Source organism: Bradyrhizobium sp. NAS80.1 (assembly GCF_001908205.1).
Taxonomy (GTDB): domain Bacteria; phylum Pseudomonadota; class Alphaproteobacteria; order Rhizobiales; family Xanthobacteraceae; genus Bradyrhizobium.
On sequence record NZ_LGHL01000048.1, the window covers coordinates 115940 to 137462 of the forward strand.

Consider the following 21523-nt stretch of genomic DNA (forward strand, 5'->3'; position numbering starts at 1 on the left):
AAGCGTGCGACGCGGCGCCGGCATGCCTCGCCGGCGCCGCATCTTCTCTCCACCCGATGTTTTTCGGGGCTCAGCTATTCAGCTGCAGGAACGCGCCATATTGCTTGCTCGCGGCAACGGCGGCGGCCTGGCCGACAACACGCATCGTCGCCAACATAGGCCACGGCCCGAGACTCACCCGCCGAACGCCGACGCGGGCGAGATCGGGGATTTCGGGAACACCCTGGGTCACCATGATGTTGACCGGCAGAGGCGTAAGCTGAACGAGCTTCTCGATCAGGGCGAGGTCCGTGAGGCCGGGGACAAAGATTCCATCAGCTCCAGCATCGGCATAGACCTTCGCGCGCCTTGCGGCTTCATTCAGGCATTCATCCGGCGATCCGAATTTCAACAGAAATGGATCAGTCCGCGCATTGATGAACAAGCGCACATCCAGCTTTTGCGCAGCATCCCGCACTGCTCTGATCTTCGCCGCGTGCAGCTCGGGACTGACGAGTTGCCGCCTTCCACCGGAGAGCCCGTCTTCGATATTGATGCCGATGGCGCCGGCTCTGAGGATCCTGGTCGCTGAATTCGCGGCAGCGTCCGGGGTGTCGCCGTATCCTGCCTCCAGATCGATCGATACCGGAACCGACACGACCGCGGTCATTCGCGAAACCAGGCCTTCTACCATATCGAGCGGGGCATTTTCTCCGTCCGCGTATCCGAGTGCGGACGCGACCGCGCCGCTACTGGTCGCGATGGCCGGGGACGTCTTCGCAATGGCCCTGGCCGTCGCGACATCCCATGCGTTGAAGAGGACGAGCGGATCGCCCGTCTTGTGAAGACCGTGAAACGTCTCGGCGTATTGCTGCTGTGTCTTGGCGTCCATCGCCCACTCCTGGTCAGAGAGCCCGAGAGATATTGCACCTCGCGCGACTCATGGCTTCGGCACGTGAATTTCAGTTGGGGGCGTGCGTCTGGAACCAGTCCATGATCAGACCGGTGACTTCGGCTTCTCGCTCGAGGTGCGGGAAGTGACCGACATCGGGCAAGACAATGCGCTTGTGCGGCCCCTTGAAGAAGGGCTCCTCTTTGACCGAATACCTCGAGGTCGGATCGTTGGCGCCATAGATTGTCAACGTCGGCGTATGCATCTCATTCATCGGCAGCCGGCGCGCGCGTCCCGATTCGAACAAACCCCCGTAGTATTTCAACGCCGCCGTCATGGTGCCGGGAGAGCTAAGCGTCTCCTTGATCGAACGTAGGTGCTCATCATTCTTGAACGAGGGCGACCACAGCTTCCAGAGATAATCGACGAAGGGCAGGCCCTCGATATTGACCGCCGTGTCGGCGCCGGGAAGCTGGAAGAAATAGAAATGGAAGAGCGATCGAACGGCATCGGGATCCCTCCTGATGCTTGAGAATGTGATCGGGTGCGCGGTGTTCATGACCACCGCGGCCTTGATCGCCGACGGCGCCGTGGCCAGCGTCTGGAAGGTCGACGTGCCGCCCCAATCCATGCCGACGACGCGCGCCTGTCCGTCGTCGCTCAGCGCCGCGATGAGCGCTTCGAGATCCTTGCCCAGTGCGATGGGATCGAAGATTCCGTCTGCGGGAATCTCGGTCGGCGCATAGCCACGCAGGAATGGCGCGACCGCACGATACCCCGCATCCGCGAAGACCTGCATTTGCTTTCGATACGACCAGGCATTGTCGGGAAAGCCATGCATGAACATGACGAGAGGCCCGCTTCCCTGTTCGAGGTAGGCAAACCGCACGCCATTGGCCTGCACGTATTTAAGGACGGGCTCGCTGCCGGCGGCATTCGGCGTTGTTGATGCAGTGCTTCGCATATTCATCGCTCTTCTCCATGCTTCTTCGTCTGCGGTCGCGCGAGACAGGCGGCACTCAACAGCCGCGTTGACCTCGCCCTGGTGTGATGGTTGCTCGCCTTCATCCAAATATGTGCGCTACGCACATATTTGGTCAAGTTGTTTTTTGTGTGCTGCGCACATATTGTTCCGCGCATGGACACAGGAATCGCAAATCTGCTGGGGGCGCTTTCGCTCGCCGTCATGGATCGGATCGAGCAAGGCGCGCGCGAGGTCGTGGGCCGTGGCGGCGAAACGCCCGCAGCGCTGATCGTCATCGGGTATGGCCAGGGCATGACCAACGACACGCTGCGGCGGATCCTAGGCTTGTCGCATTCGGGAACCGTCCGGCTGGTGGATCGCCTGGTTTCTGATCAGCTCGTCGAACGCCGGCCGGGAAAGGACGGCCGGGAGGTCGCCTTGCACCTGACGACTAAAGGGGCTGCGAGCCGGAACGATCTGTTGGCTTCCCGGATTTCAGCTGTTGCGTCGCTTCTGGAAGTGCTGTCTCCGGCCGAAACCAAACGCCTGGGAACGCTGATACACGACTTGCTGGAGAGGCAGGACACCTCCGAGATGGATCGTTTCACGATCTGCCGGATGTGCGACGACAAGTGCTGTACCAATTGTCCATTGCCCACGAGCAAGAGCAAGCTCGATCGCTAGTATCAGCCTTGCTTGCCGGCGCGGCGGCAACACAGGATAGCTCCTGGCGTCCTGGGACTTGCGGACGGGATCATCAGGGAAGACCCCATGCGCGTCATCATCTGTGGCGGAGGCGTGATCGGCGCCTGCATCGCTTATTTCCTTCGCCGCCAGGGCGTCAATGTCGTCGTGGTCGAGCGGACCGAGGTGGCGGCTGCCGCCTCCGGCAAGGCCGGTGGCTTCCTGGCGCGCGACTGGTGCGCCGGCACCCCGCTCGATGCGCTGGCGCGACGCGGTTTTGCGCTTCACGCGCAACTGTCCGGGCAGATCGCAGGCGATTGGGGCTATCGCCCGATGATGGCTTATAGCGGTTTCGTTGCCTCCGATGCCGATCCGCGCCGGGACGCGCCATCCGCGCTCGGCTGGCTCGCCAAAGGCGTCGTCATCGCCCAGCGCATCGGCACGACGGAGACGACTGCGATCGTTCATCCCCGCAAATTCACTTTGGCCGTGATGAACGCTGCACTCGCGCAAGGCGCAAAGCTTCGCGTTGGCCGCATCACAGGCATCGTACGCGATGCAGATGGCACGACCGCGAAAGGCGTCGAGATCGACGGCAACGTCATCGAAGCTGACGCCGTCGTGATCGCGATGGGACCTTGGTCGCTGCTCGCCGCGCAATGGATGACCCTGCCCGCTGTCTATGGCCAGCGCAGCCCAAGCATCGTGTACGACACCGGCACCAATGTGCCGGCCGATGCGCTGTTCCTGGAGCATAAGGGCGACGACGGCGCCGTCTCGATCGAGGTTTTCCCGCGAGCGGACGGCAGCACGCACATCACGGCATTGTCCGACATCGCGCCGCTGCCGATCGACCCTGCGGCCGTGACACCGGACGCCGACGCGATCGCGCGTCTGCAAGCCATGTCCGAGCGGCTGTCGCCGCTGTTCCGTCCCGAGAAGATCATCGCGCAGCAGGCCTGCTTCCGCCCGGTGACACAGGACGGCCTGCCGCTGATCGGCCGGGTACCGCAGAGTGACGGCCTCTATGTTGCAACCGGACACAATGTCTGGGGCATCCTGAATGCCCCCGCGACGGGCGAAGCGCTGGCGCAACTGATCGCCGAAGGCGCAGCGCGCGACGTCGATCTCTCGCCATTCGATCCCGCCCGGCTTCAGCCGCTCGATCCAGCGCTGCTGCAAGCGCGTTGAAACCATTCGACGGCATCGCTGTTCATCGATCGGGTTATTGTGTGCTTGCGATACCCACGCATGCCCGCCGACCAAATCTGCATGCCTGCGCACGAAACGGGGTCCTGCGCCTATCCTGCCCGCTATTTACGCAGCGGTAGACTTTAGTCCGGCTCTCACAATCCTGAACGCGGTTTCACTTGCCGAGAATGCCGTCGCCGTTATAGTCGCGGCCCAATAGCTCAAAAGAAGCTTGGTTCAAGGGAGAGAACAACATGAATAGAGCACTCTCTGGTGCATTACGAATTGCGCTTGGTGCGGCCGCGACTGGCGCGGTGATGGCAGCTTCAGGCGCGGCACTTGCGGCCGACCCCATCAAGATCGGCGTGATCGCGGAAGCGCAGGCAATTGCCGGCGCGTCGATTCCACAGGCGGCGCAGCTCGCGGCCGACGAGATCAACGCCAAGGGCGGCGTCGATGGCCGCAAGATCGAGATCATCGGCTACGACAATCACTCCTCCTCGGCGGATTCGGTGCGAGCGTTCCAGCGCGCGGTGAACGAGGACAAGGTCAACGCGGTCATCGCCAGCTACATCAGCGAAGTGGTGCTGGCACTGGAGCCCTGGGCCTCGCGGCTGAAGACACCGTTCATCACGCCGGGCGCCGCCTCCAACGAGATCAGCAAGAGCGTTCACGCCGATTACGAGAAGAACAAGTACACTTTCCACGGCTATCTGACCTCGGCGGCGCTGGCGCTGTCGGTCTGCGATGCCGCCAAGGATCTGCTCGTCGACAGGATGCACATGAAGTCGGCGGTCATCATGAGCGAGGACGCCGCCTGGACCAAGCCGCTCGACGTCGGCTACGAGGAGTGCCTGCCCAAGATCGGGCTGAAGGTGCTCGACCACATCCGCTTCTCGCCTGATACGACCGACTTCACGCCGATCTTCAACAAGATCGAGGGCTCCAAGCCGGACGTGATCATCACCGGCATCTCGCATGTCGGCGTGCAGCCGACCGTGCAGTGGAAGAACCAGCAGGTGCCGATCCCGATGTTCGGCATCTCCTCGCAGGCCACCAACGAAACCTTCGGCAAGGACACCAACCAGGCTGCCGAAGGCGTGCTCTACCAGGGCGTCTCCGGACCCGGCGTCGCCGTGACACCGAAGTCGGTGCCGTTCGCGGAAAACTTCAAGAAAAAGTACGGCAACTATCCGTCCTATGCCGGCTACACCGCCTATGACGAGGTCTACTACATCGCCGATGCGGTGAAGCGGGCCGGCTCGACCGACGCCGACAAGCTGGTCGATGCACTCGAGAAGACCGACTGGGAGGGCACGATCGGCCGCGTCCAGTTCTACGGCAAGGACGATCCGTTCACCCACTCGATCAAATACGGCAAGGGTCTGATCACCGGGCTGATGCTGCAATGGCAGGACGGCAAGCAGATCGCGGTCTGGCCCAAGGACGTCGCGAAGGTCGACGTCAAATTCCCGAGCTTCATCAAGCTCAGCAACTAGCCGGAACAGCTCCCGGGATCACCTCCCGGGAGCTTCCACATGCGGCCACCCGCAGCACCTTCCCTCAAAGCGGCAGCCTGGCTGCCACCCGGCCAATCATAGATGCGAGCTTTCCAGATTCTGATCGATGGCTTTGCCATCAGCGCTCTCTACGCTCTCGGTGCCACCGGCTTCACGTTGATCTTCGGCGTCTCCGGCGTGCTCAACCTCTCCCACGGTGCCATCATGGTGGCGGCAGCGGTGGCGGCCTGGGCCGCCGCCAGCATCCTCGGTGTCGGCACCTATGCCGGCGCGCTGATCGGGGTCGCCGTCGCCCTCCTCACCGCCTTCGCCACCTATTTCGCGGTGGTCAAGCCGATCCAGGATTCCCGGCGCATTCCCAATGAGGAGAAGGAGATCTTCGTCCTCACCGGCACGCTGCTCTGGGGCATCATGATCCAGGAGCTGATCGCCTATTTCTTCACCAACAACGCCAAGACGGTGCTGCCGATCGTCGAGGGCGTGGTCGAGATCCTCGGCGTCCGCACGCCGAAGAACGAGATCTTCACCGCGATCGTGTGCTGCCTCGTGATTGCGCTGCTGTGGCTGCTGGTGAACCGCACCCGCACCGGCAAAGCGGTGCTGGCGGCCTCGATGAACCCGCGCGGCGTCACCCTGCTGGGACTCGAGCTCACCAACATCTACATCGTGGTGTGGGCGATCTACGGGATCCTCGCCGGCATCGCCGGCGTCCTGCTCGGAATGTTCTTAGGGGTAAGCTCCTACAGCGTCGGTCCGCTGACCGCGAGCGCCTTCTCGATCGTCGTGCTCGGCGGGCTCGGCAGCGTCTCCGGCTCGCTGATCGCGGCCTTCGTGGTCGGCTATCTCGAAACCCTCACGGCCTACCTGGTCTCGCCGGCGTACCGGACCATTCCGGCGCTGCTGCTGCTCGTGTTCGTAATGTACATCCGGCCCCAGGGCCTTCTGGGGAGGCGCTGAGATGTCCACCTTCTTCACCTCGCGCCTGTTCTTCGTTTCGCTCGCGCTCGTCATCATCGCGGCGACGCTGCCGCTCTACGTCTCCGGCTATGTGCTCGGCCTCCTGACCGTCGCCTTCTATTTCGGCGTGTTCGCGATGGCCTGGGACCTCTTGTTCGGCTTCGCGGGCGAGGTCAATTTCGGCCCGACCTTCCTGATCGGCGTCGGCGCCTACACTGCCGGCATCCTCAACAACCAGTTTGGCTGGTCGGTCTATCTCTGCATCTTGTTAGGGGCGCTCGCCTCGGTCATCGCCGGGCTCGTGCTGGCGCTGCCGGCGCTGCGGGTGCGAGGACCGTATTTCGGCTTGACCACGTTGGTCGCGGTCCTGATGCTGCAGAATTTTATCGTGGTGTTCGCCGATCTCACCGGCGGCGAGATCGGCCTGACCATCCCCGACGTCATCACCATCAACGCCGGTGCCAACTACTGGATCGCGCTCGGCTTCATGACGATCTCGGCTGCCATCCTCTACGGCCTGTCGCAATCGCCGATCGGGCTGGTGCTCCAGGCGAGCGGTCAGGACCCGGTGCAGGCCGGCGCGCTCGGCTTCAACATCGTCAAGCACAAGCTCGCCGCCTTCGTCGTCAGCGCGTTCTTCTCAGGGCTCTCGGGCGCGCTGCTGGTGTTCTACTTCGGCACCGCCTCGGTCGGCACCGTCGTCGACGTTGCGGTCGGCGTGAACGTCATCGTCTCGGCTGTGCTCGGCGGCCGGCGTACCGTGCTTGGCGCTGCGCTTGGCGCAATCTTCCTGATTGTGGCCGGAGAATTCCTGAGGCCAACCGGCGAGCTCGCGACCTTCATCGTCTCGGCGGTCGCTCTCCTCGTCGTGCTGTTCTTCCCCGGCGGCTTCCTTGGAGCGGCCCTCTCGCGCGAGGCTCGCTCGTAATGGACCAGAGGCTTTCAAACCGACCCGTGCTCGAAGTCCGTGGCCTGACAAAACGCTTCGGCGGCTTGACCGCCGTGAAGAACCTCGGCTTCGAGGTCAACAGCGGCGAGATCTTTGGCCTGATCGGACCGAACGGCTCGGGCAAGTCGACCGCGATGAAGAGCGTGATGGGCATCGAACGCCCGACCGCAGGCGAAGTGGTCTTCGAGGGCGAGAACGTCGCCGGTCTTCCCGCGCACAAGATCGCGCGAAAAGGCTTTGGCATGGTGTTCCAGCACTCGCGGCCGCTCAACCGGCAGACCGTGCTGGAAAACATCATGGTCGCGCTGCTGCCGGACAGCCTGTTCATGCTGTTCCCGGACAAGGCGCTGGTCGAGCGCGCCAAGTGGATTGCCGATCGCGTTGGGCTCGGTGCCGTGATGAACCGCCGCCCGCCGACGCTGCCATTTGCCGATCTGCGCCGGCTCGAGCTTGCGAAAGCGATCGCGCGCGATCCGAAGGTCGTGCTGGTGGACGAGCCCTTCGCCGGGCTCACGCGCGCGGAGGTCGATGTTTTCTCCGACCTGATTCGCAGTTTCCGCGACGAGGGCCGCGCCGTCATGCTGGTCGACCACAACGTCAAGAGCGTCGCCGCGCTCGTTGATCGCGTGCTCGCGATGTATCTCGGCGAGGAGATCGTCACCGGCAAGGCTGACGACGTCATGAAGAACGAGACCGTGCGCCGGGTCTATCTCGGCGGCGCGATCGAGACTCATGCGCGGCCCGAGACCAGCTTCAAGGACAAGGTGCCGCTGCTCCAGGTCGAGAATGTCAGCGTGTTCTACGGCAAGGCGCAGGCGCTGGAGAACGTCTCGATCCACGTCCACGAGGGCGAGTTCGTCTCCGTCGTCGGCCTCAACGGCGCCGGCAAGACCACGCTGTTCAACACGATCTCCGGCTTCCTGCCTTATACCGGCGAGATCGTGCGCGGCGGCGACAAGCTGCGCGGCAGGAGCCCGGCGAAGATCGCACGCAGCGGTCTCGTGCAGTGCCCGGAATCGCGCGAGCTGTTCGGCGAGATGAGCGTGCGCGAAAACCTCGATCTCGGCGGCCAGCACCTCGCCGACGAGAAGCGCGCCGCGCAGCTTGCCTGGCTGTTCGAGCTGTTCCCGATCCTCAAAGAGCGCCAGGGCCAAATGGCGCAGACCCTGTCGGGCGGCGAGCAGCAGATGCTCGCAATCGGCCGCGCGCTGATGATGCAGCCGCAGATCCTGATCCTGGACGAGCCGACGCTGGGCCTCGCGCCCGTCATCCTCGAGCAATTGTCCAAGGCGCTGGAGAAGCTGCGGCAGACGACCTCGATCACTGTACTGCTCGGCGAGCAGAACGTGACTTTCGCGCTGCCCCACGCTGACCGCGTCTACGTGCTGGAGCATGCCCGGATCGTCTGGGAAGGCGATCCCGGCCGCTTCGCCGCGGAAGCCGGCGCCGACTTTCTCTAGTTCTGGCGTATCAACAACAAAACAAGCAAAGGGAAACGACCATACGATCATCGACGATTCTCGGCAGCAGCTTCCTCGCCTCCGCGTTGGCGCTGTGCCTCGCCGCACCCGCCTACGCGCAGTCGAACGATCCGATCAAGATCGGAGTCATCGCCGAGGTGCAGTCGATCGCAGGTGCCGCGACCCCGGGCGGCGCGCAGATCGCCGCCGACGAGATCAACGCCAAGGGCGGCGTGCTCGGCCGCAAGATCGAGATCGTCACCTACGACAACAAGAGCTCGTCCGCGGATTCCGTGCGCGCGTTCCAGCGCGCGGTGAGCGAGGACAAGGTCTCCGCCGTGATCGCGAGCTACATCAGCGAGGTCGTGCTGGCGCTCGAGCCCTGGGCCGCGCGGCTTAAAATGCCGCTGATCACGCCCGGCGCCGCCTCGAACGAGATCACCAAGGCTATTCACAACGACTATGAGAAGAACAAGTACACCTTTCACGGCTATCTGACCTCGGCCGCACAAGCGCAGCTCGTCTGCGACGCAGCCAAGGATCTTCTCGTCGACAAGCTCAAGTTCAAGACGGTCGCGATCATGAGCGAGGACGCTGCCTGGACCAAGCCGCTCGACGTCGGCTACGAGGCCTGCCTGCCCAAGGCCGGGCTGAAGGTCGTCGAGCATGTGCGCTTCTCGCCCGATACCACCGACTTCACGCCGATCTTCAACAACATCGAGAGCAAGAAGCCGGACGTGATCGTGACCGGCATCTCGCATGTCGGCGTGCAGCCGACGGTGCAGTGGAAGAACCAGCAGGTGCCGATCCCGATGTTCGGCATCAGCGCGCAGGCGCTGAGCCCTACTTTCTGGAAAGACACCAACGGTGCCGCCGACGGCGTGCCCTCGCTCGCGGTGGCGACGCCCGATGTCGCCGTGACCTCCAAGACGAAGCCGTTCGCGGCCGCCTTCAAGGCCAAGTTCGGCACGCCGCCGGCCTATACCGGCTACACCTCTTATGACGAGGTCTACATCATCTCCGAGGCGATCAAGCGCGCCGGTTCGACCGATCCCGACAAGATGGTCACTGAACTCGAGAAGACCGATTTCGAAGGCACGATCGGCCAGATCAAGTTCTACGGCAAGGACGACGAGTTCACCCACGGCATCAAGTCCGGCCCCGGCGCCGTGACCGGCCTCGTCTTCCAGTGGCAGGACGGCAAGCAGATCGTGGTCTGGCCCGAGAAGATCGCCGAAGGCAAGATGAAGTTTCCGAACTTCGTGAAACTGTCGCAGTAATCGGCTCACGCCGGCGTCAAGCCCATCGCTCTGCAAGGAGCGGTGGGCTTTTTCTTTGTCTCTCGCAGATGCGTAGGGCCGCGGCCGGCGCGTATCGACCTTGGGCGATGTTGACTTTCCGCTTTCCCGCTCCCCATACTTCGCAAACAAGAATAACAAGACCAATCACACGACGGTTTTGAGGGAGGATAGGATGCCGACTTCACGCAGGCAGCTGCTGAAGACTTCGGCGGCTGCCGCCGCCGCACTCAGCCTCGATTGGACACGGGCCCAGGCGCAAGCCGAGACATTGCGCATCGGCCTGATTTACGACCTCACCGGTCCGTTTGCCGCCGGCGGCTCGGTTGCTTCCTCGGTCGGCGCGCAGATCGCCATCGACCTCGTCAACGAGAAGGGCGGCATCGGTGGCAAGACCAGGATCGTGCCTGTTGCCGCCGACTCCCAGAGCAAGGCCGATGTGGCGATCAACGAGGCCGAACGGCTGATCAGCCAGGAAAAGGTCGACATAATCAACGGTGTCTATTCCAGCGCGCACGCGGTGCCGATGGCGGCGAAGGTCGAGCAGCAGAAGAAGATCCTCTGGATCACGACTGCCGTCTCCACCGCCGTGTTCAAGGACAAGAACCTGCAATACGTGTTTCGCGCGCAGATCCACTCGGATCAGTATGGCCAGGCGTTTGCCGGCTTCATGAGCGAGCACGCCAAGGCGAAGCTCGGCATGGAGCCAAAGGACGTCAAGATCGCGCTGATCCACGAGGACGGCCCTTACGGCGTCGGTGTCGCCGCCGCCGACGAGGCCTATGCCAAGGAGGCCGGGCTTCAGGTCGTGCTGAAGGAAGGCTATTCGGCCTCGGCCCCGGATTTGTCGGTGCTGGTCACGAAGATCAAGCGCGCCAAGGCCGACGTGATCTCGCATGCCGGCTACAACCCCGACATCACCCTGTTCCTGCGCCAGGCGCGAGAAAGCGGCTTGCGCTTCAAGATGCTGTTCGGCGCGGGTGCCGGCTATAGCCAGCTCGACAAGCTGCGCGCGACCTTCGGCGCCGACATCGACAATTTCTGCAACATCGATCCGGTACCGGCGCAGCTGCTGGACCCGGCAAAGCTCGCACCGGGCATCGGCGATCTCATCAAGACCATGGTCAGCCGCTACCAGGCCAAGACCGGCGCAACCGACGTGCCGCCGCACTGCTCGATGGGCTTCAACCAGACCTGGGTGCTGCTCAACAACGTGCTGCCGGTCGCCAAGGAAAAGTACGGCAGCTTCGAACCCGAGGCTGTTCGGAAAGCGGCGCTCGACGTCGACATCCCGGCCGGCGGCACCATCCAGGGATACGGCGTGAAATTCTTCCCACCGGGCACGCCGCTCTCGGGCCAGAACGAGCGCTCGACACCAGTCGTGATGCAGAACGCCGGCGAGCACATCTCGGTGGTGTGGCCGACGAACATTCGCACACAAGACCCGGTGTTCCCGCTGCCGAAGGGATCGACTTACGGGGCGTAGCTCTTTGCGCTGCGTTGACGGTGCCCCCTCTCCCCTCGTGGGTCCCCTTGTGGGAGAGGGTGGCATAGGCGGCCTTCGGCGGCCGTTTCACAGCCTGCCTGCCGCTAACCAATCGGTACTGAGACTCTACAAAACCTCCTCATCGCGCTGACGGCGTTGCATGCGATTGTGCTTGCATCCAGAAGTAAGTTGTTTCGCTTTGTAGTTGGATTTTTGACCGCGCGGCAGCGCGCTCAGGTTGTTTGACGAAATTTTTCTGAAACAGAAAACCGCTACAAATGTGATCTAGGTAATTTTGCCTGTTCCGCTTTCTTTGTACATACAGGCCAGTCAGCCAATCGCGTTTGAGTCGAATTGGCGCAGTCTGCCGAGAGGCTCCCATAGAGGAGCCAAGGCTCTCGTTGAGGAGCCTTCGAGCAGTACCTTGAAATTTCAGACCGTGAATTTCAACGATGGGGGTGAGGATGCCCGCCATATTTGACTTGCTCTATCGCGAATATTGCCGCGCCCGCCTTGCAGAAATGCGCAAACAGCTTCTGCTCACGGGCAAGCATCCCGAACTCTTTCATGCAGATTACGACCCTGCTGATCCGAATAGCGTTGGCGGGAAGGACACTCAAGACGACATCGAATCGAAGCGCGCCCCGAAATAGGGGCCTCTCGTCGTGGCCACAGAAATCAGGAAAGGACATTAACTCAGGAGGCAACAATGAACACACCCGAATTCTATACTGCGTCGATTGCCTGCATCTCATGTATGACCATTTTTGTTATGATGGCTATCGGGGCGTGGTAAGTGGCGGCATCGCCGGTCAGCAAGCACGTGGCGGCGTCCTACAGCACCACCCGCCGCCCCTCCTCCGCCGCCCAATAGCCGGCGTAATTTACCTTGATTGTCTCGTACGCCAGCGCCAGATCCGACAGTGGCTGTCGTCCGCTCGCGGCGCATTCCATGAAATCCTGCATCTCCTGCAAATATCCGCGCGTCCATTCCTCCTCCAGGCAGACATATTGCCAGCCGGTTTTGCGATCGACCTTCTCGGTGATGTAGACTGAGCTGAGCTTTTCTTCGCTGGTCTGGTAGCTCATCAGATGTGTGTTCGGCGTGATGTTGGCGAACAGCGAACCGCCGCTCGTGTAGGTCTCGATCAGGTTGCGCACACCCCCCATGATCATGTCACCGGAGAACAGGGTCGCCTTGGTGCCGTCGGAGAACGTGGCCGTGAGCGTGCCCCAGTCCTCGACATCGACCGGGTTGGCCTTGATGTAGGTGCGCTCCTCCGGCCTGAGGCTGGCTGTGACGTTGCCGACATCGCCGGTGACGCTGGCGACGCGGATGGTCTCGCCGCGCGCTTTCGCCTCGACCTGCTTGAGATAGAGCACTGCCGAGAGCGGATGACAGCCCATGCGGATCAGCGAACCGCCGCCGGTCATCGCCCATTGCGCGGCATGCGCCGCGTGTGAGCCGGAATGGCTCTCCTCGCCCTTCATGAACAGGATCTTGTCCTTGGTCGCCTTGATGATCTCAGCGGTCTTGGTCACCGCAGGCGCGTAGATCCAGTCCTCGGCATACATGAAGAGTTTTCCGGTGCGCTCGATCGCAGCACGGGTCTGGTCCATCTCCTCCAGCACGCGCTCATACATCAGCGCCTTCGGCACGTGCTTGCCGATCGGCTGCCTGTCGCCCTCGCGGCCGAAATAGCCAGCGAACGGCTTTTCGCAGATCACATGCTTGCCGGCCTGCATGCTGGCTATGATCATCTCGGCATGGAGATTGGGCGGCGTGCAGATGTCGATGACATCGAGCTCGCGGTCCGCGATCAGCTCGGCGAAGCTGCGATAGACCCGCGCAATCTGATGCCGGCGGGCGAATTCGACGACATGGTCGCCGCGCGCGGCCACAGCCACGACCTCGACGTCCACACCGTAGACGCGCCGGAACGCATACATATGCAGCTCCGACACGAAGCCGCAGCCCACCAAACCCACCCTGATCTGCGTCATAGCGCCCCTCACCTTGCTTTGGGGGCACTATAGCGCGCCGTCAGGCCTATTCCACCGAGACCCGCACCACGCCGGCGCTCATCATGCCGAGCGCGCGGGCGGCAGGCACCGAGAGATCGACGATACGGCCGCGGATGAAGGGGCCGCGATCGTTGACGCGGCACTGGATGGTGCGACCGCTATAGGACACCGTGAGCACGCTGCCGAACGGGCGCGTGCGGTGCGCGCAGGTCATCTCGCCGCTCCTGCCAACTTTTCCGTACCCGTAGTAGGAGGCAAGCCCGCTTTCGGCATGTGCAAAAGGAAGAGCTGAAAGCGAAAAGGTGGACAGGCAAAACAGTAGCGTCGTTTGCGCTCGCACGGCATCGCTCCGGGTTTGCCCCGCGCTGCAAACGACCGCTTGTTCCGATAAGTTCCTAAAGCTGCCGGGCTAGCGCCCGGCAGTTCCATCAAAGATTGTTACTGTTTGTGAAAGACGAGGGTCCGGATTTCGATGCTCTCGCGCGGGGCTGCGTCGGCCGGCGTGGTCGGATCGACGAAGGCCGTGTGCGGCCCGAAGCGCGTGCGGCCGTCGGTTGCGGAATCATAGCACTTGAGCAGCAACGCTTCGTCCGGCGTCATCTCCGGGAAATAGAACCAACGATGGTTCGGATTGTATTTCACCGAATAGGTCTCGCCCCGGCGGTTGGGATAGATCAGGTCGGAGGCAACGAGATCATCAGCCGCCACCGTCGTGCCGTCGGCCATCGCCAGCGGTGAATCGCGAAGCGGACCGCGGATCGGCCGCCACAGATTGATCACCTGCACACGCCCCCCTGAGCAGCTCGTCGGCTTCATCAGGCAGATGCTCGCGCACGCGGTTGGCGCCCGAGATATCGGTCTGGTCCACATGGACGCGCGTTGCCGGCTGACGCGGTCCGCCACCGCGGATATCGGCTGCGCCTTCGACACGCTTGCGAACAGTATGGTCGAAGATGAAGACGCGTTCGGCCTTCAGCGTCGCGCGCAGGAACGCTTCGACAGCGGGATAGTAGACCGCCCTCACCTCCTCTTCGTTGTAGAAATCCTTCACCTGCGTCGGATGACGGACGAGCGCAAAGCCCTCGCGATCGAGCGAGAAGTTCTGCGCGATAAGGCGTGCATCGAAGATCGGGACCTGGTGCGGCTCTGGCAGCGACGTGCTCTTGGGCTCGCCCGGCGGCGGATCGAAGGCATAGGTGCGAGGCTTGCCCGAAACCGGCGCGAGGTAGTTGAGTTCGGCAGTGACGAAGGGAAGCGATTCGATTTTTGTTTCTTGCAGGCCCATGGCCGGTCTCCCGATGTGGTCGTCTGTCTGATTTTTGCCGGGATGCAGCGCGCTGCAAGGGAGGTGGTGCAAATAGCAACGCGGCTATCGCCGAGCGCAGGAAATGCAGAAGGAATGTTTCGAGGACGGCGATCAGGTTGGAAGCCTCGTTCCTATCTCACGGGCCCTTGATGAACTCGTGAGGTATCGTGCCCCGGACGCAGCGCATCACGCAGTGGTGCGCTGCCGAGCCGGAGCCCATGTGACCAGGAGCAATCCGTGTGGCATGGGTCCCGGCTCTGCGCCGCAGCGTTGCACGCTGCGCCGCGTCCGGGACACGGGGCCTATAATCCCGCCTTCGCAATCGCGTCCGCGAAGGAGCGATCGACGATCTCCGCCGCATCGAGCTTCTGCTTGATCAGTCCCCAGCGGAAGTAAAGGTCGATCGTGCCCTGCTCGTCCGCGACCACGCCGTCATCGATCGGCGCGATCCGGATCTTTGCGCGCGACAGCCAGTTTTGCGGCACGGCCGTCGGGACGTTCATCAGCTTGCCCCACATCGCAGCGTAGCTGTCGACGTTGTTCAGCGACCACGCCCGTGCCGTAGTGAGGCGCCGGATGAAGTCCGTCAGCTCGGCGCGCTTGTCGTGGATGGCGTCGGGCCTGGCCACCTGAAAGCTCAGCCCCGGCGTCAGGCCCTCCGAGGTGATGACACGGCGCGACCGGAACAGCACCTCCTCCTGGCTGACATAGGGCTCCCAGGTCGACCAGGCATCGACGGCGCCTTGCGTGTAGGCGATCTTGGCATCGGATGGCGCGAGGAACGCGATCTGCACGTCGCTCGCACTCCAGCCGTTCTTCTCGAGCGCGGCGAGAATCAGCTGGTGGCCGATCGAGCCGCGGCCGGTTGCGATCTTCTTGCCACGCAGATCGTCGAACGTTCGGATCGGCGAGTTCTCCGGCACGAGGATAGCGAGCCCCTCGCGCGTCTGCCGGATCGCAGCGATCGCCTTCACCGGCGCGCCCGAGGCGGCGGCGAAGGTGAACGGCGCATCGCCGACGAGACCCGTCTCGATCGCACCGGCGCTGAGCGCCTCGAGCAGCGGCGCGGCGGCCGGGAATTCCTTCCACTCGATCTTGTACGGGACGTCCTTGAGCACGCCCGCCGCCTCCATCACGGCTTGCGAATTGCCCTTCTGGTCGCCGACACGCAGTGTGGTCTGCGCCGCCGCCAACTCGAACGAGCCGAACAGCAGCGCGCCGGCCAGCATGAGGCGGATCATTCCGCCGCCTCGCCGCGAACAGCCTGACGCTTCGCGATCAGCTCGCGCGTCAGCGGGATCAACTCGCGGCCGTATTCGATGGTGTCGATCAGGGGATCGAAGCCGCGGATCAGGAAATGGCTGATGCCGAGGTCGTAATAGTCGCCGAAGACTTCGGCGACCTGCTCGGGCGTCCCCACCAGTGCGGTGGTGTTGCTGTTGGCGCCGGTGAGCTTTGCGATCTCGGTCCAGAGCCGCTTGTCGATGCGGGTGCCCTGGTCGGCGAGCGCAAGCAGCCGCCGCGCGCCGGCAGTGGCGTGGCCGTCGGCGGGCTTGCGGTAGCCGGTCTTGTCCTGAAGCGCGGTGGCGCGCGCGAGAATCTCCTCCGCCTTCTCCCAGGCCTGCTTTTCGGTCGGGGCGATGATCGGCCGCACTGAGAGGCTGAAGCGCGGCGTCGACCGCCCGTGCCTGATTGCCGCGTTGTGGACGCGGGAGGTGACATCGCGCACCTGCGCGTAGGACTCACCCCACAGCGCGAAGGTGTCGGCATGCTTGCCGGCGACGTCGATCGCCGCATCCGAGGCCCCGCCGAAATAGATGCGGATGCCCTCGGGACGATACGGCTTCACCTGCGAGAAGGCGTTCTCGACCTGGTAGTACTTGCCCTTGTAGGTGAATGGCTTGTCGCTGGTCCATTCCAGCTTGAGGATGTCGAGGAACTCCGAGGTGCGGGCGTAACGTTCATCCTTGTCGTCAAGCGTATTGCCGTCCTGCCGGAGCTCTGTCGCGTTGCCGCCGGTGATGACGTGGAGCGCGACGCGGCCACGGGAGAACTGGTCGAGCACCGCGAACTGCCGCGCCAGCAACGTCGGGGCGGTGAAGCCCGGCCGCTGCGCGATCAGCACGTTGAGGCGATCGGTGACACCAAGGATGTGCTGGGCAACCTGGAGCGCGTCCGGCGTGGTCGAATGAAACGCCAGCAGCGCACGATCGAAGCCGGCATTCTCGTGCGCTTTCGCCACCGTCTCGATGTGGGTCGGGTTGAGGATCGGACCTTCGCGGACGATGGTCTCGGACGAATTGTTGTTGCTGATGAAGCCGATGAACTCGATCGACATGGTCGTCTCCCTGTTTGTCTCTTAGAGCCCGAGCGCCGCGCGGCCGAGGCCGGTGCGTGTGGAATCGTCCTGCGGCGTGTGCACGCGCCCGCATAGGACATCGCGATAATGCCGCTCCAGCGGATTGGTGCGGGACAGGCCGTGATTGCCGGTCAGCGACAGGGCATCCTCGACCACGGCGACGGCGTTGTTGGTCACCGTCAGCTTGATGACGTTGGATTCGCCGGCGGAAAGCTGGACCCCGTCATCGAAATCGCGGGCGAAGGACTCGATCAGCCGCGCATTGACGGCGAGCCGCGCCTCGATGGCGCCGAGGATTTCCTGCGCGCGCGGCAAGGTCGCGAGCGGCGCGCCGAGGCTGGCGGGGACACGCTGTTTCAGGAACGAGATCAGCCAGTCGCGGGCGGCGCGCGCGACGCCGTCATAGATCGCAGCGACGAAGACCGTGTGGACGGTCGCTTGCGCAACGTCGGGCGCACGCCACTCCGCCGGCTTGCGGAGATCGACCTCGGCATCAAGGGGGATCACGACGTCGTCGAAGATGACGTCATGGCTGCCGCTGGCGCGCAGGCCGTGATGATCCCAGGTCTCGACGATGCGGGTGCCCGGCAGGCCCGCCGGCACCAGGAACTGTCCGACCCGCGGCTCGGCTTCGTCCGTCCGCGCCCAGACGAGATACCATTTCAGGATCGGTGATCCCGTCGAATAGATCTTGTGACCGGTCAGGCGCCAGCCGGTCTCGGTGCGACGCGCGATTGTTGCCGGCAATCCGCCGCGCGCAGGCGAGCCGAGCTCGGGCTCGACGCGCAGTGCGTTGATGAGCGCGAGACCCTCCACACTCTCGCGCGCGAGCTTGCGCGACAATCGCGCCGGCCAGGTCGGGCTTCGCGCCATGACCAGATGGTTGATGTAATGCATCGACAGCACCAGCGCGGTCGACGGATCGGCCTTGCCGATGATGCCGACGACGCGCGCGGCATATCGTGCGCCCGCTCCGGCCCCGCCATGGGCCGCCGGCACCGTGAGCGACAGCAAGCCCGCCTCGGATAGTTCGCGAACATTTTCGAAGGGGAAGCTGCCGGTGCGGTCATGTTCAGCCGCACGCGCGGAAAAGCTGTCCGCGAGCCCTTCGGCACGCGCGATGTAGTCGGGCTCGCCATGAATTGCCCGGCCCAGAGCTACAGAGGTCACCATGTGGCGTCGAGCCCCAACAGGCTGAGGATCTGGCGGCGCAAATCGGCCAGATACGGATCACCGCGATGGCGCGGATAGGGCCGGTCGACGCGGATGTCAGCCTTCACGCGCGCGGGGCGATCGCTGAACACGATCACGCGGTTGGCGAGCACCAAAGCCTCCTCGGCGTCATGCGTCACCAGCAGCGTGGTGAATCCCTTACGCTGCCAGAGCGCGACGATCTCGGCCTGCATGGTGATGCGGGTGAGCGAGTCGAGTTTTCCCAGTGGCTCGTCGAGGATGAGGATCTTGGGATCGTTGACCAGCGCACGGGCCAGCGCGACGCGCTGCGCCATGCCGCCCGAGAGCTGATGCGGATAGGCATTGCGGAAGGAGGCAAGGCCGACGAGATCGAGCGCGTCGTCGACACGCTGCCGCTGGCTCTTCAGGATACCCTGCGCCTCCAGCCCGAGCGCGACATTGTCCCACACCGATCGCCAGGGAAACAGCGTCGGATCCTGGAACACGACGACGCGCGAAGGATGCGGCCGGGTGATGCGGCTCTCGTCCTCGCGCAGCGTTCCTGCCTTCGGCTTGTCGAGGCCGGCGACGAGCCGCAGCAAGGTCGACTTGCCGCAACCGGAGGGGCCGAGCAGCGCGACGAATTCGCCCGGCTCGACCGAGATGCTGACGTCGCTCAGCACCGGCAGCTGGGCACCATCGATGTCGAAGGCGTGGCTGACCTGCTCGATATCGAGCGCGGCACCAGCGGCGGGCAGAGTGACAGTTTCGGCTAATGCGGCTGCGGCTACCATTTCACGGTCCCCTTCTGCCAGACCAGCAGGCGATCGCGGATCGCGAACAGCAGCGTGATCGCGCCGGAGCAGAGCAGCGACATCACGATCAGCGCGGCATACATGTTGGCGTAGGCGGCCCAGCCCTGCGCCCATTGCAGGTACCAGCCGAGCCCGGCCTTGACGCCGATCATCTCGGCGACGACGAGCACGGCGAAGGACGAGCCGAGCCCCATGAACAGGCCGACGAAGACGTGCGGGAGTGCGGCCGGTATCGCGACCTTCAGCACCAGGAAGGACGGCTTCGCGCCGAGCGTCCGCGCGACGTCGTAGTAGGCGTTGCTGACGCTCGCAACGCCCGACCACGTCAGCACGGTCACCGGGAAGCCGGTTGCGAGCGCGATCAGGAAGGTCGAGGCGCTCCAGCTCGATGGGAAGGTGAAGAAGGCGATCGGGAGCCAGGCGGTCGCCGGCAGCGGCCCGATGAAGCGGAGCACCGGATGCACCCAATAGCCGACAGCGCGCGACCATCCAATCGAGACGCCGGTCAGGAAGCCGACCGTGGCGCCTATCAAATAGCCGCCAAGCTGGAGCTTGACCGAGGCGAAGACACTGTCGAGCAGCTTTGGCAGGTCATCGGTATAGACCTCGACGATCGACTGCGGCGGCGGAAAGAACGGCAGCGGCAACCAGGCGAACTTTGCCGTGGCGACCTCCCACAAGGTCAGGAATGCGCCAAGCGCGACGAGCCAGGGCGCGCGCTGGCGCAGAGCGCGGCCTGCGGAGCCGAGATAATCGGCGCCGACCGTCCCGAACAAGGCGACCGCAGCGACGACGAAGGCGGCAATGCCGAGCGAATGGGTGCGCGACCAGTCGCCGACATCCTCCCACCACAGGCAGGACAGGCCGAAGGCGACCCACGCGATGCTGGCGAGCACGCCGACGCCCGATTCCCGCACCCAGTTCGCAAGCAGTGGCGCGCGCGACAGGCGCGGCGCGCCGGACGCGAGACCGTCAGACAGCGAATACGTCGACATAGATGCGCTCCGCGAATTTGGCCGTGTCGGTGCCCTGCTTGAAGACCTGCACGCTCTTGAGATCGTCGGCATAGGACTTCAGCTCGCGCTTCAGCACCTCGCCGACGGGATGATGGTGGTGGGTGTGGTAGCGCACCATGCCCTCGATATCGGCGAGCGTTGCCGCCTTCGGCGCGTAAGGCTGGAACGACTTTGCCGCCACTGTCGGATTCTGCGAGGTGAACATCGCGGCATCGAGCAACGCCTGCGTGATGGCGCGGGCGACCTGCGGCTCCTCGCGCACGAGGCTGCCGCGCAGGCCAACGATGCAGCAGCTCTTGTCGCGATATTCACCGTCGAGATTGGAGGCGACTTCCTTGTACTGGGTGTCCTTGAGCCAGAGATATGCCAGCGGATCGGACGACAGGAAGGCCTGCACCTCGCCCTTTTCCACGGCGACGTTGAGGAGGTTGCCGGGATAAGCGCGCCAGTCGACATCCTTGTTGGGATCGATGCCGAGCTTGGCCAACTGGATCGAGAAGAAGTTCTTGTCGGGCCCGGCGAGGTCGCCGACAGCGACGATCTTGCCCTTGAGGTCGGCAAGCTTGGCGACGCCGGAATCCGTGCGCGTCAGGACGCGCATGCAGCCGCCATGGGTGCCGGCGGCGATCTTGACGTCAAAGCCCTGCTCCAGCGGCTTCAGCCAGCGCAGCGCCATGCCGAGGCCGGCATCGCTCTTGCCGGTCGCGATCGCCTCGAGCAGCTGGTCGGTCGAGCCGGAATAATTGACAAGTTCGACGTCGAGATTCTGCTTCTGAAAGAAGCCGTGCTCGATGGCGACGGGCAGTGGCGCGAGACACACCGCGCCGGCATTCCATGACAGTTTCAGTTTGCGCGGCGCGCCGGTGAGCGCGGGGCCATCTGCGGCCGTCCGGCACAGCGGAAACTCCGAGAAGTCGACACCGAGCGCGATCCCGCGCGGCGCAAAGGCCTGCGCACCCAGCGGCGCAGCGAAAGCCGCCGCAAGCCCCGCCTGGAGCAGATGGCGCCGGTCGAGGCTCGATCCGCCGCGCTTGTTGTCGTTGTTCATCAGTCCCATTCCTGCGCTGGCACGGCTCCACCACTTGCGCAACGTTTCGCGTTGCGCATGTTCCCGGCGGAGCTGCGTTGAGAGAAAATCTTTCCGTCGGCGCTTCGCGCGCCGAATTGGTGCGATGCGCAAATCATGCGACGCGCACGCCGCATCGTCAATGAAATGGAATTTCGAATGTTGCGCAAAGCGAAGTCATTCTCTCCATCGGCGTGCGCGGACGCGATGAAAGGATTTTCGCAGATGAGATTGCCGGCGATGCGCATCGCGATCTCGCGATCTGAATCACCTTCATGCATCTTTCCAGCGAGCGCACGCTGCCTTCTCACGCAAGACGTTTCAGTGAAACGTCCTTGCTTGATGCATGCGCAATACGGACGGACATTTTATTGACTGCGTAT

Annotated in this window: 20 protein-coding genes and 1 pseudogene; 9 read left to right on the forward strand and 12 right to left on the reverse strand. The window is 63.6% G+C overall.

Annotated elements, in window-relative coordinates; translation table 11 throughout:
• Window positions 1-70: 70 nt before the first annotated feature.
• Both AC629_RS12515 and AC629_RS12520 read right to left on the reverse strand, forming a co-directional pair.
• The gene (locus AC629_RS12515; protein ID WP_084805053.1) at window positions 71-871 is read right to left on the reverse strand and encodes an isocitrate lyase/PEP mutase family protein; all 801 of its coding nucleotides are present in this window, start codon (window positions 869-871) and stop codon (window positions 71-73) included.
• A gap of 70 nt (window positions 872-941) precedes the next feature.
• Window positions 942-1943 (reverse strand): alpha/beta fold hydrolase, encoded by a 1002-nt coding sequence (locus AC629_RS12520; protein WP_245331828.1) that lies wholly within the window; start codon window positions 1941-1943, stop codon window positions 942-944.
• Between the two features lie 66 nt (window positions 1944-2009).
• Here AC629_RS12520 and AC629_RS12525 point away from each other — a divergent pair, with 66 nt between their 5' ends.
• The 9 genes from AC629_RS12525 to AC629_RS12565 all read left to right on the forward strand — a co-directional run bounded on the left by AC629_RS12525 (window position 2010) and on the right by AC629_RS12565 (window position 12033).
• Window positions 2010-2519, forward strand: coding sequence for a MarR family winged helix-turn-helix transcriptional regulator (locus tag AC629_RS12525; protein ID WP_084805055.1), 510 nt, complete (start codon window positions 2010-2012; stop codon window positions 2517-2519).
• Between the two features lie 87 nt (window positions 2520-2606).
• The gene (locus tag AC629_RS12530; protein WP_084805056.1) at window positions 2607-3710 is read left to right on the forward strand and encodes an NAD(P)/FAD-dependent oxidoreductase; all 1104 of its coding nucleotides are present in this window, start codon (window positions 2607-2609) and stop codon (window positions 3708-3710) included.
• A gap of 254 nt (window positions 3711-3964) precedes the next feature.
• Window positions 3965-5209, forward strand: a complete 1245-nt coding sequence (locus tag AC629_RS12535) for an ABC transporter substrate-binding protein (RefSeq protein ID WP_084805057.1) — start codon at window positions 3965-3967, stop codon at window positions 5207-5209.
• 102 nt (window positions 5210-5311) lie between these two features.
• Complete coding sequence (locus AC629_RS12540) at window positions 5312-6187, forward strand: branched-chain amino acid ABC transporter permease (protein ID WP_074118339.1); 876 nt, start codon at window positions 5312-5314, stop codon at window positions 6185-6187.
• Between the two features lies 1 nt (window position 6188).
• Window positions 6189-7115, forward strand: a complete 927-nt coding sequence (locus AC629_RS12545) for a branched-chain amino acid ABC transporter permease (RefSeq protein ID WP_084805058.1) — start codon at window positions 6189-6191, stop codon at window positions 7113-7115.
• On the forward strand, window positions 7115-8596 hold the full coding sequence (locus AC629_RS12550; RefSeq protein ID WP_084805059.1) for an ATP-binding cassette domain-containing protein: 1482 nt from the start codon (window positions 7115-7117) through the stop codon (window positions 8594-8596). The genes AC629_RS12545 and AC629_RS12550 overlap by 1 nt, the downstream gene beginning before the upstream one ends.
• A gap of 41 nt (window positions 8597-8637) precedes the next feature.
• A complete protein-coding gene (locus AC629_RS12555) occupies window positions 8638-9876 on the forward strand; it encodes an ABC transporter substrate-binding protein (RefSeq protein WP_143199086.1) in 1239 nt (412 codons plus the stop codon).
• 193 nt (window positions 9877-10069) lie between these two features.
• Complete coding sequence (locus tag AC629_RS12560; protein ID WP_084805061.1) at window positions 10070-11380, forward strand: ABC transporter substrate-binding protein; 1311 nt, start codon at window positions 10070-10072, stop codon at window positions 11378-11380.
• A gap of 464 nt (window positions 11381-11844) precedes the next feature.
• The gene (locus AC629_RS12565; RefSeq protein WP_084805062.1) at window positions 11845-12033 is read left to right on the forward strand and encodes a hypothetical protein; all 189 of its coding nucleotides are present in this window, start codon (window positions 11845-11847) and stop codon (window positions 12031-12033) included.
• A 181-nt stretch (window positions 12034-12214) separates the two neighbouring features.
• Here AC629_RS12565 and AC629_RS12570 read toward each other — a convergent pair whose 3' ends face one another.
• The 10 genes and pseudogenes from AC629_RS12570 to AC629_RS12615 form a co-directional block, all read right to left on the reverse strand.
• The gene (locus AC629_RS12570; RefSeq protein WP_084805063.1) at window positions 12215-13384 is read right to left on the reverse strand and encodes a Gfo/Idh/MocA family protein; all 1170 of its coding nucleotides are present in this window, start codon (window positions 13382-13384) and stop codon (window positions 12215-12217) included.
• Window positions 13385-13430: 46 nt separating this feature from the next.
• Window positions 13431-13745 (reverse strand): septal ring lytic transglycosylase RlpA family protein, encoded by a 315-nt coding sequence (locus tag AC629_RS12575; protein WP_084805064.1) that lies wholly within the window; start codon window positions 13743-13745, stop codon window positions 13431-13433.
• A gap of 98 nt (window positions 13746-13843) precedes the next feature.
• Window positions 13844-14690: pseudogene (locus AC629_RS12580) on the reverse strand (CmcJ/NvfI family oxidoreductase).
• A 323-nt stretch (window positions 14691-15013) separates the two neighbouring features.
• Entirely contained in the window at window positions 15014-15952 is a 939-nt protein-coding gene (locus tag AC629_RS12585; RefSeq protein WP_084805065.1) for an ABC transporter substrate-binding protein, read from the reverse strand.
• Complete coding sequence (locus AC629_RS12590) at window positions 15949-17049, reverse strand: LLM class flavin-dependent oxidoreductase (RefSeq protein WP_084805066.1); 1101 nt, start codon at window positions 17047-17049, stop codon at window positions 15949-15951. The genes AC629_RS12585 and AC629_RS12590 overlap by 4 nt, the downstream gene beginning before the upstream one ends.
• A 21-nt stretch (window positions 17050-17070) precedes the next feature.
• A complete protein-coding gene (locus AC629_RS12595) occupies window positions 17071-18243 on the reverse strand; it encodes an acyl-CoA dehydrogenase family protein (protein WP_084805067.1) in 1173 nt (390 codons plus the stop codon).
• A complete protein-coding gene (locus tag AC629_RS12600) occupies window positions 18237-19037 on the reverse strand; it encodes an ABC transporter ATP-binding protein (RefSeq protein WP_084805068.1) in 801 nt (266 codons plus the stop codon). The genes AC629_RS12595 and AC629_RS12600 overlap by 7 nt, the downstream gene beginning before the upstream one ends.
• On the reverse strand, window positions 19031-20053 hold the full coding sequence (locus AC629_RS12605) for an ABC transporter permease (RefSeq protein ID WP_084805069.1): 1023 nt from the start codon (window positions 20051-20053) through the stop codon (window positions 19031-19033). The genes AC629_RS12600 and AC629_RS12605 overlap by 7 nt, the downstream gene beginning before the upstream one ends.
• Window positions 20031-21122: an ABC transporter substrate-binding protein gene (locus AC629_RS12610; protein WP_084805143.1), complete on the reverse strand. Its 1092-nt coding sequence runs from the start codon at window positions 21120-21122 to the stop codon at window positions 20031-20033. The genes AC629_RS12605 and AC629_RS12610 overlap by 23 nt, the downstream gene beginning before the upstream one ends.
• Entirely contained in the window at window positions 21122-21388 is a 267-nt protein-coding gene (locus AC629_RS12615; protein ID WP_143199088.1) for a hypothetical protein, read from the reverse strand. The genes AC629_RS12610 and AC629_RS12615 overlap by 1 nt, the downstream gene beginning before the upstream one ends.
• Between the last annotated feature and the right edge of the window lie 135 nt (window positions 21389-21523).